Raw genomic sequence first — 13,412 nt, forward strand, 5'->3', positions numbered from 1 at the left:
TCAGGGCGCGCCGGCCGCGAGCTGCTCGCGGTCGACCTGCCTGCCGCCGACCCACAGGGTGACGATGCTGTCCCAGGCCTTCACGCTCGCCAAAGGCGACTCCTTCAGGAGCAGCAGGTTGGCGCGCTTGCCCGTCTCGATGGTGCCGACCCGGTCCTGGATGCCGAAGGCGCGCGCATTGTTGATGGTGGCGGCGCGCAGCACCTGGGACGGAGTCAATCCGGCCTCCACCAGGTGTTGCATTTCCAGGTAGCCGTTCAGTCCCGGCAGGTTGCCGTAGCTTGGCGAGGACGGCGTATCGGTGGCGAACAGGATGTTCGCATCGCGCGCGGCCAGATAAGCCACCACCTGGCGCAGGCGGCGCAGCGGCTCCTTGCCGGATTCCAGCATCTCCTCGTCGCTCGCCCCTTCGGCCAGCTCCTTGCCGAACCACTTGCCGCCCGGGGTCTCGTACCAGTCGGCGAGCGCCTTCGGCACCACCTTGCGTACGCCGGGGTGGCGCAGGTAGCCCTTGTCGAAATAAGCGTCCAGGCCGACCAGCACCCGCATGGTCGGCTGGTAGCCGGTCTTCCGCGCCACGATGCGGTCGAGCAGCTGGCGGATCTCGCCGGGCAGCTCCGCGCCGGCCTTCAGGGCGCCCCAGTGCCACATCCCGTGCGCCAGCACGTCGGCCCCGCCGTCCACCGCGAAGCGCTGGCCCTCGAAGGAGTTCGCATGGGTGACCAGGGCCAGCCGGTTGGCGCTGGCGGCGGCGCGCACTTCGGCGAACAGCTCGGGGCTCCAGACCGGCAGGTTGCGCTCGGCCCCGAAGCCACGCTCGAAGTGGGTCTTCACACAGGATGCCCCTGCCGCCTTGACGCGCGCCACGCCGGCCTGCGGCGTATGGTCTTCCGGACGGTCGCCGGGCGGGATCGGTGTCGGGCGGGCAGGGTCGACCACATAGATCGGGAACAGCGCGAAGCGACTGGCCCTGGAGATGAAGGACATCGGATAGCCGTTGGCGATGGGCAGCGGCTGGCCGCAGTGAATGACCTCCGGATGAAGGGGCGCGGCGCGGAAGCGTTCGATCACCTTCTCGTCGGCCACCGCCAGGTCGACCACGGTGGTGTAGCCGTAATAGAGGAAGGAGCGCGGCAGCTGGCGCTGGTAGCTTTCCGCGAGCTGCGGCTCTTCCTTGGCCTGTTCGATGCTCATGCCCGGCACCGCGTGCAGGTGGACGTGGGAGTCGATCAGGCCAGGCGTGAGATAGTAGCCCTTGCCGTCGACACGGCGGGCGCCCGCCGGCATGCGCGCTTCTGGACCTCGGTGGACGGCGGCGATGCGGCCATCCCTGACGAGCACACTGCCCGGCTCGATGCGGTCCAGTTGTTCGGGCGAGACCAGCTTGACGTTGGTGATCCAGACCGCCTCGGCGGCGGCATCGGAAACCTGCAGTGCGGACGCCAGCAGGGCAATGGAAAGAACGGCGAACTTCATGCGACGACTCCTGTCGATTCGTTGAAACGGAGCCTGGAGTGTGGCCGGAGACGGTGGTTCCGGCGTCGCACATCATGATTCGGGACCTTCAAACCCCTGCCGGCACCCCGTTCTCTCCCCTTCCCTGGCGCCGGTATTCACCGGGCGTGATGCCGGTATGCGCCTTGAATACGCGGTTCAGGGCGCTCTTGCTGTTGAAGCCCGAGTCCATGGCCAGGTCGAGGATCGTGTGCCCGGCCCGGGCCGGATCGTGCAGCGCCTCCTTGAGCGCTTCGACCCGGTAGCCGTTCAGGTAGTCCTGGAAGTTGACGCCGCAGGCGCCGTTGATCAGCTGCGACAGCTCGTGCGCGCTCAATGCCAGGCGCTCGGCCAGTTCTTCCAGTTTCAGCTCGCCGCTCCGCCAGGGCTGCTCGTTTTTCATGCAGGCTTCCAGGCGCGCGAGGAAGGCGCCGCGCTCGGCATCCGGCAGCAGGCGGTCGCCGTAGCGCGGCTTCGGCTCGGGTTCGGGTTCCGGCATGGGCGGCCGGTAACCGAGCGGCTGGCGGATCGCCAGGTAGGCGGTCGCATACAGGAAGTACAGGAGCACCAGGGCGCCCACCGCGTCGGCGGACACCGGCAGCACGAAATCGAGCGCCAGGGCCAGCATGCTGAGCAGGCCGCCGACCAGCCAGATCCCGAGCAGGCGGCGCAGGCCCGGCGCCAGCGGGTTCGCGGCCGCTCCATCCAACAGGCGATAACAGGCGCGCAGGTAGGCGAGGAAAATTAGCAGCTTGGCGACGGCCGCCAGGACCGCATACCACGGCGGCCCTTCGAGGCCCCGCATCCAGGCCAGCTTGGCGCTCGCAGGCTGCACATAGAAAGGCAGCAGCGCCAGCGTGACCAGCACAAAAGGCAGGAAGTGCAGCCATGCGCACCGGCCCGGCGGCCGGTCATGCAGGATGCGGGACAGGTAGAGATACAGCAGCGGCCCGGTCGCGAAGCCCAGCGGCAGGACCGCCAGCGCGCTGTGCGGCCAGGCCGGGTACAGGCCGGCGATGCCCAGCCAGGCATGTCCCACCACGGCCACGCACAGGAGCATCAGGGCGGCGAGCAGGCCGTTGGCCGCGCGCACCTCCGGCCGGCGCGCCCCGAGCAGGAGCAGCGCGGCGGCGAGGAAGAGGCCCTGGCCGATGGCCAGCAGGAAGAGTCCGGACAGGATGGTCGTCAACACGTGCAAGCTACAAACTGTGATCCGGCCATTCTGCCCGATTCAGGCGAGCTTGTCGTCGGCGACGTGGTAGCGCGGGTCTTCGGGCAGGTTCACTTCGATCATGTCGCGGGCGCGCTCGAGCAGCTCGCGGCAGTCGGGGCTCAGGTGGCGCAGGTGCAGGCGCTTGCCCGCGGCGCGGTAGCGCTCGGCCAGGGCGTCGATGGCCTGGATCGCCGAGTGGTCGGCCACGCGGGCGCGGCGGAATTCGATCACCACGTCCTGCGGGTCGTCTCTTGGTGTGAACAGCGCCTGGAAACCGCTCACCGAGGCGAAGAACAGCGTGCCCTCCAGCTCGTAGACCTTCCAGCCCTGCGCATCGATGCTGGCGGCGACGCGGATCTGCTTTGCATGCTGCCAGGCGAAGACCAGCGCCGAGACGATCACGCCCACCAGCACCGCCACCGCCAGGTCGAAAGCCAGGGTGATGCCTGCCACCAGCACGATCACCAGCGCGTCCGCCCGCGGCACCTTGCCGAACAGGCGGAAGGTGCCCCACTCGAAGGTCTTCTCGCACACCACGAACATCACGCCGATCAGGGCCGCCAGCGGGATCTGCTCGATCCAGCTGGAGCCGACCAGGATGAAGGAGGCCAGGAACAGCGCGGCGATGACGCCCGACAGGCGCCCCGTCGCGCCGCTGTTCACGTTGATCATGCTCTGGCCGATCAGGGCGCAGCCGCCCATGCCGCCGAAGAATCCGGTGACGACGTTGGCGGCGCCGAGCGCCAGGCATTCGCGGTTCGGCTGGCCGCGGGTGTCGGTGATCTCGTCGATCAGGGTCAGCGTCAGCAGCGACTCGATCAGGCCGACGCCGGCCAGCACCAGCGCGTAGGGGAAGACGATGCGCAGGGTCTCGAGGTTCCGCGGCACCTCGGGCACGGCGAAGGAAGGCAGGCCGCCCGCGATCGAGCCGAGGTCGCCCACGGTCTTGGTGTCGATGCCCAGCAGCGCGCAGCCGGCGGTGGCGAGCAGGATGCCGACCAGGGTCGCCGGCACCGCCCTGGTGATGCGCGGCGTGAGATAGATGACGGCCATGGTCGCGGCCACCACCGCCAGCATCGTCCACAGCTCGGCGCCGGCCATCCATTGGCCGCCCGTCTTGAAGTGGCCGAACTGGGCGACGAAGATCACCAGCGCCAGGCCGTTGACGAAGCCCAGCATCACCGGATGCGGCACCATGCGGATGAATTTACCGAGCCGCAGCAGCGCGAACAGCAGCTGCAGCACCCCCATCAGCACCACGGCCGCGAACAGGTACTGCGCGCCATGCTGCACCACCAGCGCCGTCATCACCACCGCCAGCGAACCGGCCGCCGCCGAGATCATGCCGGGACGGCCGCCGAAACTCGAGGTGATGAGGGCGACCAGCACGGCGGCGTACAGGCCGGTGAGCGGCGAGACCTGGGCGACCAGGGCGAAGGCGATGGCTTCGGGAACCAGGGCCAGGGCGACGGTCAGGCCGCTGAGGAGGTTGGTCTTGATGTGGGAAGGCGGCATGGTCAGATGAGGGTCTCGTAGGGTGGACGGCTCTGCCGTCCGCGCGTCCAGATCCCGTGTGAGACGCTACAACGCAGGCCGGAGCTGAACGCGCGGTCGGCGAAGCCGACCACCCTACTGTAAAAACAAAATCCCCCTGCCGGCATACCGGTCAGGGGGATCGTTAGTTTACCAGCTCTGCGCCGGAAACCGCGTCTTTACATGCTTACTTGCTCACCACCAGATTCGACGGGAGGGTCGCAAGATACGCGCCGATGTCCGCCATGTCCTGGTTCGACAGCGGCTGCACCTGGCCCGCCATGATCGGATTGGTGCGGCCGTTCGCGCCCGCGCCGCGTTTATACGCGCGCAGGGCGTGGGCCAGGTAGTCGGCGTGCTGGCCGGCCAGTTTCGGGTAGCTCGGGTCGATCGGCTTGTTGTAGTCCGCGCCGTGGCACGATGCGCAGTTGTACTTCTTGGCCAGCGCTTCGCCTTTCGAGACGTCGGCGGCCGATGCGGCGAACGGGATGGCGCAGGCGAGCAGCGCAATAGCGAGTTTCTTCATGGCGGGTCCTCAGCGCTTGACGGTGGCGGGAGTCTGCTGCGCGTAGTACGCGGCGACGTCGGCGATGTCCTGGTCGCTCAGGCTCACGGCGATGCCGCGCATCGACGGATGCTTGCGGTCGCCCTTCTTGTAGGCGTGCAGTGCGGATTCGATGTACTTGGCGGACTGGCCGCCGATCATCGGAACGCGGTAGACCTCGGGGAAGGCCGCCTTGTAGCCCGGGATGCCGTGGCAGCCGATGCACATTTCGATCTTGCTGGGTGCTGCCTTGGGATTGCCGACAACTTCCGCCGCGGCGGCGGTATTGGCCAACGCGGCCAGTACCAGTAGTGCTAAAGATTTTTTCATGGGTGTGGCTCGTTAGTTGTAATTCGAATACCGCAAACGCACAAAAAGTTAGCAAATGGACTACCAACCTGTCGATTCTATCTGAAGAGTTGACACCAGTCTACAAACGCACGCGGCCTGTCCACGCCCCGGTTCTGGCATATACTCGGCTTCATTTCATTCGATTGCAGAACGCCCATGCACGCTTCCCCACGCTTCGAAGGCAGCGACAACTACGTCGCCACCGCCGACCTGAAACTGGCCGTCAACGCCGCCCTGACCCTCGGCCGCCCGCTCCTCATCAAGGGCGAGCCGGGCACCGGCAAGACCATGCTGGCCGAGGAAGTGGCGGCAAGCCTGAACATGCCGCTGCTGCAGTGGCACGTGAAGTCGACCACCAAGGCCCAGCAGGGCCTGTACGAATACGATGCGGTGTCGCGCCTGCGCGACTCGCAGCTGGGCGACGAGCGCGTGCGCGACATCCACAACTACATCGTCAAGGGCGTGCTGTGGCAGGCCTTCACGGCGCCGGAGCCGGTGGTCCTGCTCATCGACGAGATCGACAAGGCCGACATCGAGTTCCCGAACGACCTGCTGCGCGAACTGGACCGCATGGAGTTCTACGTCTACGAGACGCGCGAGATGGTGGTGGCCAGGCATCGTCCGCTGGTGATCATCACCTCGAACAACGAGAAGGAGCTGCCGGACGCTTTCCTGCGCCGCTGCTTCTTCCACTACATTAAATTCCCGGACCGCGAGACGATGATGGATATCGTCAAGGTCCACTTCCCGACGCTCAAGCAGGACCTGCTGTCCAACGCCCTGCAGAGCTTCTACGAGCTGCGCGAGGTCGCCGGCATCAAGAAGAAGCCCTCGACCTCGGAATTCCTCGACTGGCTGAAACTGCTGCTGGCCGAGGACATCCCGGCCGAAGCCCTGCGCAGCCAGGACAGCAAGGCCATCGTGCCGCCGCTGCACGGCGCCCTGCTCAAGAACGAGCAGGACGTGCACCTGTTCGAGCGCCTGGTCTATATGTCGAGGACCAACCGATGATCAAGGCCGGACCGGTCGCGCTCGAGTTCAACGGCCTGCGCCTGGAACCGCTGGCGCCGCACCACGAGGACGGCCTGCGCGCGGCGGCAAGCGACGGCGAACTGTGGAAGCTGCGCGTGACCAGCGTGCCGGAACCGCACGACGCGCTGCAGTACATCACGACCGCGCTCGAGACCCGCGACCGCGTGGCCTTCGCCGTGATCGATGCCTATACCGGCGCGGTGCTCGGCACGACCAGCTACCACGACATCCTGCCGCTGGTGGACCGCGTCGAGATCGGCTACACCTGGTATGCGAAACGCGCGCAGCGCAGCCACGTGAACACCAGCTGCAAGCTGCTCCTGCTCTCGCACGCCTTCGACACGCTCGGCTGCGGCGTGGTCGGCCTGCGCACCGACTGCGAGAACTTCCCCTCCCAGGCCGCCATCGAAAAGCTGGGCGCGAAGAAGGATGGCGTCATCCGCCGCCAGGCCCTGCGCCGCGACGGCACCGTGCGCGATACTGTCATGTACAGCATCCTGCGCGAAGAATGGCCGGCTATCAAACGCGGCTTGCATGAGCGGCTGGAGCGGCATGCAAGGGTCGCAGTAAAAGGCTGACCGCGATGCTGATCGATTTCTTCTACGCCCTGCGTGACGCCAAGGTCCCGGTCACGATCAAGGAGTTCCTGACCCTGCTGGAAGCCATGCAGCGCCAGGTGATTGCTCCTTCGCTGGACGAGTTCTACTACCTCGCTCGCCTCACGCTGGTGAAGGACGAGGCCCACTTCGACAAGTTTGACCGTGCCTTCGGCGCCTACTTCAAGGGCGTCAATGCAGTGTTCGACGAGAAGGCCGAGATTCCGCTCGACTGGCTGCTCAAGCGCTTCGAACGCGAGCTCACGCCGGAACAGAAGGCGGCGCTGGAAAAGCTCGGCTACGACAAGCTGCAGCAGCGCCTGGAAGAACTGCTGAAGGAACAAAAAGGGCGGCACGAAGGCGGCAACAAGTGGATCGGCACCGGCGGCACTTCCCCCTTCGGCAATGGCGGCACCAATCCGGAAGGCATCCGCATCGGCGGGCAAAGCCGCAACCGCACGGCGGTGAAGGTCTGGGAGCAGCGCAGCTACCGCGACTACGACGACGAGCGCGAGCTGGGCACCCGCAACATCAAGGTGGCGCTGCGCCGCCTGCGCCGTTTCGCGCGTACCGGCGCGGCGGAAGAACTGGCGCTGGACGACACCATCCGCGCCACCGCCAGCAATGCGGGCTACCTCGACATCCGCATGCAGCCCGAGCGCAAGAACCGCATCAAGGTGGTGATGCTGCTCGACGTCGGCGGCTCGATGGACGACCACATCGAGCGCGTCGAGGAACTGTTCTCGGCGGCGAAGAACGAATTCAAGAACATGGAGTTCTATTACTTCCACAACTGCGTCTACGACTACCTGTGGAAGAACAACCGGCGCCGCCACAGCGAGCGCTTCCCGACCTGGGACGTGCTGCGCAAGTACCCGGCCGACACCCGTATTCTCTTTGTGGGCGACGCCACCATGAGCCCCTACGAGGTGCTGGCGCCGGGCGGCTCGGTCGAGTACAACAACGAGGAAGCCGGCGCGGCCTGGCTGGCGCGTTTTACCAGCACCTTCCCCAAATTCGCCTGGCTCAATCCGGAGCCGGAGCACTTGTGGGAGTACCGGCAGTCGATCGCCGTGATCCTGCAAGTCATGAACAACCGGATGTTTCCGATTACCCTGGAAGGGCTGGAGCGGGCAATGCGCCTGCTCAGCAAGTAGGACGCGTCGCACGTCAATCGTGCGCGACAATCGCTCTTGTAGAATTGTTAACACACTGTAGGGTGGTCGGCTCCGCCGAACGCGCGTTCGGCTCAAGCATGCGCTGCTACCGATCGTCCGGGAGTTGAACGCGCGGTCGGGGGACCCGACCACCCTAGGAAATCAATTCCATGAGAGGGGACCTGAATGCCCGACCTGCTGCCCATCCTGACCAGCCTCGCATGGCCGATCGCGCTCGCCGTCGCCTGGCTGGCCGGCGAATTCGGGCAGCGCTGGACCGGCCTGCCACGCATCAGCTTCTACGGCCTGGTCGGCTTCGCCCTGGGCGCCTCGCAGATCGGCGTGCTGCCCTCGCCCGATGCCGGGCCGGTCGCCCTGCTGGCCGACATCGCCTTCGGCCTGATCCTCTTCGAACTCGGCTACCGCATCAACCTGCGCTGGCTGCGCGTCAATCCCTGGGTCGGCGTGGCCGGCCTGGCGGAAGCCCTGCTCACCTTCGTCGCGGTCTACCTGGTCGCCCTCGCCTTCGGCAGCGCGCAGCTGATCGCGCTGATGATGGCCGCGCTGTCGATGGGCACCTCGCCCGCCACGATCGTGCGCGTCATCAACGAGCAGCGCAGCTCGGGCCAGGTCACCGAGCGCGTGCTGCACCTGACTGCCCAGAACTGCGTGCTGGCGGTGTTCGCCTTCAACGCCATCATCGGCTTCTGGATTTTCCGTACCTTCGATGCGGTGGGCGAAGCGCTGTGGCAAAGCCTCGTCGGACTGGCCGGTTCCGCCCTCCTTGGCGCCGTGTTCGGCGTCGTGGTCCCGGCCCTGCTGCGCGCCATCCACAACCCGCGCCAGGATGCGACCGTGGCCTTCGCCCTGGCCATCGTGCTGCTGGTCGCGATCTGCGACGCCGGCACGCTCTCGCCCTACATCGCCGCACTCAGCTTCGGCCTGACGGCGCGCCACCGCCGCGTTGCCTTCAGCCAGGCGCAGCGCAACTTCGGGCCGCTGGGCGAACTGCTCACCGTGCTGCTGTTCCTCTACGCCGCCTCGACCCTCGACTGGCGCCAGATCGCCACCGGCAGCGCGCTCGCCGTCATCGTGGTGCTGGTGCGCCAGATCGCCAAGACCGCGGGCGTGATGGCCTTCGCCCACCTGTCCGGCGTCTCCTGGCGCAAGGGCGCGCTCACCGGCCTGGGCCTCGCGCCGCTGTCGGTGTTCGTCATCCTGCTGATCGAGCATGCGCGCCACGCCGGCGTGCACGTGGTCGAGGAGCTGCGCGCCATGGCGGCGGTCACGATGCTGCTGGAAGTGTTCGGCCCCGTCATCATCCAGCGCGCCCTGGTCTGGGCACGCGAATCGTCCGCCGGGGCGCCGGAGCAGAACCATGCCGCTTGAAGCCTTTACCTCGTCCCAGCCGCTCACCTTCGGAGTCGAGCTCGAACTGCAGCTGGTCAGCCTGTCCGACTTCGACCTGACCGCGGCCGCGCCCGACCTGCTGCACCTGTTGAAGCGCAAGCCCTTCCCGGGCAATGTGACGCCCGAGATCACCGAGAGCATGATCGAGATTAACTCGAGCGTGCACTCGTCCTACGGCCCGCTGCTGGCCCAGCTGCTGGAAATCCGCGACACCCTGGTGGCGGCCGGCGACCAGCTCAACGTCGGCATCGCCGGTGGCGGCACCCACCCTTTCCAGCACTGGTCGGAGCAGAAGATCTCGAGCAAGCCGCGCTACGAATACCTGTCGCAGCTCTACGGTTACCTCGCCAAGCAGTTCACGGTCTTCGGCCAGCACGTGCACATCGGCTGCGCCAACGGCGACGACGCCCTCTACCTGCTGCACGCGCTGAACCGCTACCTGCCGCACTTTATAGCGCTCTCCGCCTCGTCGCCCTTCGTGCAGGGGGTGGATTCCGGCTTCCAGTCGGCGCGCCTGAATTCCGTGTTCGCCTTCCCGATGAGCGGGCGCGCGCCCTTCGTCCACACCTGGCAGGAGTTCACCGACGTGTACTTCGCCAAGATGGAGCGCACCAATATCATCAAGAGCATGAAGGATTTTTACTGGGACCTGCGGCCCAAGCCCGAATACGGCACCATCGAACTGCGCGTGTGCGACACGCCGCTGACGGTGGAACGGGCCGCCGCCATTGCCGCCTACCTGCAGGCCCTGTGCCGCTACCTGCTCACGCGCGCGGAAGCACCGCCCGTCGAGGACGACTACCTGGTCTACAACTACAACCGCTTCCAGGCCTGCCGCTTCGGGCTGGACGGCGCGATCACGCATCCGAAGACTTACGAATCGCTGCCGCTGCGCGAAGACATCCTGGCGACGCTGGAGAAGATGATGCCGCACGCGGAGGCGCTGGGCAGCGCGGACGCCTTGCAGCACCTGGCCGAGGCGGCGCGCGAAGGGAGCGACGCGACCCAGCTGCGCCACGTGTTCGAGCGTGAGGGCAGCGTGGAGGGCATGGTCAATGCGGCGATCCAGCGATTCCGGGGTGACCGGCGCATGCGCGTGCGCTGAGCCTTCACCCGTGCTCGATGCGGGAATCCCGCGGCGCAGCGGCGCGTTCGTGCATTCCGTAGTCGCGCACGACCTGTGCCACGCGCAGCCGATAATCGCGGAAGATGCCACTCCTTCCCTGCGCTTGCGCCGCGCGGTGCGCCTCCAGATTGCGCCAGCGCGCCACCGCCTCATCATCCCGCCAGAACGACAGCGACAGGATGCGCCCCGGGCGCGACAGCGATTCGAAACGCTCGATCGACAGGAAGCCGTCGATCGCCGCGAGCTCGGCGCGCAGCCCGGCTGCGATGTCGAGGTAAGCCTGGCGCTGCCCCTCGGCCGGCTCGACCTCGAAGATCACGGCAATCATGACAGCGCCTCGCGCCCCAGCGTGCCCTCGACCGCTTCCGTGAAGGTGCGCCACTCGCGCAGGATGAAGCGCTGTTCCTGCGCCAGCGCGAAGTTGGCGCGGGCTTCCGGATCCGATTTCAGGCGGCCGCGGTAGGCCTCGTAGGCGGCCAGGCTGTCGAAGGCGACCAGGCCCCAGGCTTCGTCATTGGTCCCCTCGTGCGGCAGGAAGTAGCCGAGCAGGCGGCCGCCAAGACGCGGGATGATGCGGCCCCAGTTCTCGCTGTAGCGCCGGAAGTTCTCGCGCTGGCAGGGATCGATCCGGTAGCGGATGAAGCAGGTGATGATCATGCGAACTCCTCGTGTGAATGGATGCGGCCATTCTGGACGTTTGCATGCCGGGATGCTTCGGCTAAGATCGAAGCATGGGACCGAATATCTCCACCATCGCCGCGCTCGTCGGCGACACCGCACGCGGCCAGGTCTTGAGCGCTCTCATGGCCGGCCGCGCGCTCACCGCCACCGAACTGGCGGATTCCGCGGGCGTCACGCGCCAGACCATCAGCACCCACCTGGCGCAGCTGGTCGACGCCGGCATGCTCGCCGTCGAGAAGCAGGGCCGGCACCGCTACTTCCGCATCGCCGATGAGGACGTCGCGCAGATGCTGGAAAGCCTGATGGGGGCGACCGCCCTCGCGCGGTCGCCGCGTGTGGGTCCGCGCGAGCCGGCGCTGCGCAAGGCGCGGGTCTGCTACGACCACCTGGCGGGGGAGCTCGGGGTGCTGGTCTACGAAAGACTGGCGCAGCGCGGCGCCTTCGCGCTCGGTGCGGATGGGGTCGTGCTCACGCCACAGGGAAGGCAGGCCATGGAGACGCTGGGCGTCGATATGGCGGAACCCAAGGGACGCCGTCCCTTCTGCCGCACCTGCCTGGACTGGAGCGAGCGGCGCCACCACCTGGCGGGCACGCTGGGTGCGGCGCTGCTGGCGCGCTTCGAACAGCTGGGATGGGCCAAACGGGCGCACGATTCCCGTGTCATGGCATTCAGCGCCGCGGGAGAAGCGGCGCTGCGCGACTGGCTGGATTGATTCATCCGGCGGCGACCGGTTTGCCGCCCCACTGCCCTTTCATGAAGCGCGCCAGCAGCGGCTGCTTCGCCGGCTGCGGACGCGGCAGCTTTTCGTCCACCAGGCCGGCCCAGCGTTCGGCCAGCTGCTCGCAGGTGGCGCGCAGCACCGGGTCGATATCCGGCAGGCGCGACAGCGCACACAGGTGGCGCTCGATCACCGAGGCCAGCTTCACGCAGGGCTGTTCGCCGTCGCCGCGCGCGGTGTAATGCGACATCAGGTGCAGCAGCGAGGCCACCAGCATCACGTCCTGGCTGCGCGGCTCCTGCGGGGTCGAGGCCGGGTCTGCGAAAGGAATAGTCATACACACGTCTCCTGAACGGTCGCAAATCAAATGAGAATCATTCTCATTCAATTATTGTCCGGTCATCCGACGAAAGCAAGCGTTTTCCGCAAACGTGTTCGAGGTGAAACGAAGCAGGAACTACAGCCGCGTCTCGCGCGCGGCGCGCAGGAACTCGTCCAGCACCGGCGTGCAGTCCAGCAGCTCGGTGCCGCCGGCGCGGTGGAATTCCGGGTGCCATTGCAGGCCCATCACGAAATCGGCGCGTTCGTAGCGGATCGCCTCGACGATGCCGTCCGGCTCGGAATAGGCTTCGACGCGGATGTCGCGTCCCAACTCCCTGACGGCCTGGTGGTGGATGGAATTGACGATCGGCCGTTCGACATTGCCGAACATCTTGCCCAGCATGGAACCGGCCGGGAAGCGGATCGCGTGACGGTGGGCGTCGTAGATGTCGTGTACGTGTGCCAGTGCTTCGGGCACATTGGTGGCGACGTCCTGGTAGAGCGTACCGCCAAAGGCGACATTGATCAGCTGGCAGCCGCGGCAGACGCCCAGCACCGGCTTGCCGGCGTCGACGAATTCGTGCAGCAGCTCGAGCTCATAGACGTCGCGGGCGCGGTCGCCGCTCCATTCGGGCCGGGTCGGCACTTCTGAATAGGTTTGCGGCGCCACGTCCGCTCCGCCCTGCAGCACCAGGCCGTCGAGGTGGCGCGCATAGTGGCGCAGGGTGATGTTGCTGGGGTGGAGCAGCCCGTTGGTGTTCACTGTCGGGATCATGAACACCAGCACGTCGCGCGACATCACCCACTGGGCGATCGATTCCTCGAGGTACTGGAGGTTCTTGCTGAGCAGGCCGCGGGCGCCCGGTTCGGGGTGGAAGATGCGCGCCGACACGCCGATGTGCAGCGTGCGGTTCATGAAGTCGCGGCTGAAGCGCTCGCGTACGGAACGCCAGCGCGAACCCAGCACCCTGCCGGCAAGGGCTAGCGGGGTATCGCCATCGCGCAGGTATTTCGCATACCCGCGCATGGTCTGTCCTTGCGTCGCGCGGCGGTCAGGCACGCGCGCCGGCGTCTCGGGACGCTTCTCGACAGGCGGCCCAGGCGCTTCCTCGACCGTTTTTTTTTCAGTGTCCACCATGACTCTCAATATAGCCGCGTCAGGATGGCGCACGATTCAGAATTGTTACAAATTATCTCCCAGGGACCCGGGACGTTGCGAAAACAGCAGCTTGCGG

The 13,412-nt window shown here is 66.6% G+C and carries 15 protein-coding genes; 6 read left to right on the forward strand and 9 right to left on the reverse strand.

Going from position 1 to position 13,412, the window contains the following annotated elements; translation table 11 throughout:
- From ACQ7JA_RS08130 to ACQ7JA_RS08150, 5 genes are all read right to left on the reverse strand, one after another.
- Window positions 1-1,476 (reverse strand): amidohydrolase family protein, encoded by a 1,476-nt coding sequence (locus ACQ7JA_RS08130; protein WP_430896413.1) that lies wholly within the window; start codon window positions 1,474-1,476, stop codon window positions 1-3.
- 88 nt (window positions 1,477-1,564) lie between these two features.
- Window positions 1,565-2,686 (reverse strand): helix-turn-helix domain-containing protein, encoded by a 1,122-nt coding sequence (locus ACQ7JA_RS08135; protein WP_430896415.1) that lies wholly within the window; start codon window positions 2,684-2,686, stop codon window positions 1,565-1,567.
- A 39-nt stretch (window positions 2,687-2,725) separates the two neighbouring features.
- The gene (locus tag ACQ7JA_RS08140; RefSeq protein ID WP_430896417.1) at window positions 2,726-4,222 is read right to left on the reverse strand and encodes a SulP family inorganic anion transporter; all 1,497 of its coding nucleotides are present in this window, start codon (window positions 4,220-4,222) and stop codon (window positions 2,726-2,728) included.
- A 205-nt stretch (window positions 4,223-4,427) separates the two neighbouring features.
- Window positions 4,428-4,766, reverse strand: a complete 339-nt coding sequence (locus ACQ7JA_RS08145) for a c-type cytochrome (RefSeq protein WP_430896419.1) — start codon at window positions 4,764-4,766, stop codon at window positions 4,428-4,430.
- Between the two features lie 9 nt (window positions 4,767-4,775).
- Window positions 4,776-5,114 carry a c-type cytochrome gene (locus ACQ7JA_RS08150; protein WP_258826833.1) on the reverse strand — a complete coding sequence of 113 codons (339 nt, stop codon included), beginning with the start codon at window positions 5,112-5,114 and terminating at the stop codon, window positions 4,776-4,778.
- Between the two features lie 177 nt (window positions 5,115-5,291).
- On the opposite strand from ACQ7JA_RS08150, the gene ACQ7JA_RS08155 reads away from it, so the two are divergent.
- From ACQ7JA_RS08155 to ACQ7JA_RS08175, 5 genes are all read left to right on the forward strand, one after another.
- Complete coding sequence (locus tag ACQ7JA_RS08155; protein ID WP_430896421.1) at window positions 5,292-6,146, forward strand: AAA family ATPase; 855 nt, start codon at window positions 5,292-5,294, stop codon at window positions 6,144-6,146.
- On the forward strand, window positions 6,143-6,745 hold the full coding sequence (locus ACQ7JA_RS08160; protein ID WP_430896424.1) for a GNAT family N-acetyltransferase: 603 nt from the start codon (window positions 6,143-6,145) through the stop codon (window positions 6,743-6,745). Before ACQ7JA_RS08155 ends, ACQ7JA_RS08160 begins: the two co-directional genes overlap by 4 nt.
- Window positions 6,746-6,750: 5 nt before the next feature.
- Window positions 6,751-7,920: a vWA domain-containing protein gene (locus tag ACQ7JA_RS08165; protein ID WP_430896426.1), complete on the forward strand. Its 1,170-nt coding sequence runs from the start codon at window positions 6,751-6,753 to the stop codon at window positions 7,918-7,920.
- Between the two features lie 186 nt (window positions 7,921-8,106).
- Complete coding sequence (locus tag ACQ7JA_RS08170; RefSeq protein WP_430896428.1) at window positions 8,107-9,309, forward strand: cation:proton antiporter; 1,203 nt, start codon at window positions 8,107-8,109, stop codon at window positions 9,307-9,309.
- Window positions 9,299-10,435, forward strand: a complete 1,137-nt coding sequence (locus ACQ7JA_RS08175; RefSeq protein ID WP_430896430.1) for a YbdK family carboxylate-amine ligase — start codon at window positions 9,299-9,301, stop codon at window positions 10,433-10,435. Before ACQ7JA_RS08170 ends, ACQ7JA_RS08175 begins: the two co-directional genes overlap by 11 nt.
- Window positions 10,436-10,439: 4 nt before the next feature.
- Here the strand turns inward: ACQ7JA_RS08175 and ACQ7JA_RS08180 are convergent, their stop codons facing one another.
- Both ACQ7JA_RS08180 and ACQ7JA_RS08185 read right to left on the reverse strand, forming a co-directional pair.
- On the reverse strand, window positions 10,440-10,784 hold the full coding sequence (locus ACQ7JA_RS08180) for an antibiotic biosynthesis monooxygenase family protein (protein ID WP_430896432.1): 345 nt from the start codon (window positions 10,782-10,784) through the stop codon (window positions 10,440-10,442).
- Window positions 10,781-11,113 (reverse strand): NIPSNAP family protein, encoded by a 333-nt coding sequence (locus ACQ7JA_RS08185; RefSeq protein ID WP_430896434.1) that lies wholly within the window; start codon window positions 11,111-11,113, stop codon window positions 10,781-10,783. Before ACQ7JA_RS08185 ends, ACQ7JA_RS08180 begins: the two co-directional genes overlap by 4 nt.
- A gap of 74 nt (window positions 11,114-11,187) precedes the next feature.
- Between ACQ7JA_RS08185 and ACQ7JA_RS08190 the strand changes: the two genes are divergently transcribed.
- Window positions 11,188-11,850: an ArsR/SmtB family transcription factor gene (locus ACQ7JA_RS08190; protein WP_430896436.1), complete on the forward strand. Its 663-nt coding sequence runs from the start codon at window positions 11,188-11,190 to the stop codon at window positions 11,848-11,850.
- A gap of 1 nt (window position 11,851) precedes the next feature.
- Here the strand turns inward: ACQ7JA_RS08190 and ACQ7JA_RS08195 are convergent, their stop codons facing one another.
- Together ACQ7JA_RS08195 and ACQ7JA_RS08200 are read right to left on the reverse strand one after the other, a co-directional pair.
- Window positions 11,852-12,193 carry a hypothetical protein gene (locus ACQ7JA_RS08195; protein ID WP_258826843.1) on the reverse strand — a complete coding sequence of 114 codons (342 nt, stop codon included), beginning with the start codon at window positions 12,191-12,193 and terminating at the stop codon, window positions 11,852-11,854.
- A 120-nt stretch (window positions 12,194-12,313) separates the two neighbouring features.
- Window positions 12,314-13,315, reverse strand: a complete 1,002-nt coding sequence (locus ACQ7JA_RS08200; protein WP_430896439.1) for a gamma-glutamyl-gamma-aminobutyrate hydrolase family protein — start codon at window positions 13,313-13,315, stop codon at window positions 12,314-12,316.
- Window positions 13,316-13,412: the final 97 nt, after the last annotated feature.

It is taken from the genome of Massilia sp. BKSP1R2A-1 (assembly GCF_050586525.1).
Taxonomy (GTDB): Bacteria; Pseudomonadota; Gammaproteobacteria; order Burkholderiales; family Burkholderiaceae_D; genus Telluria.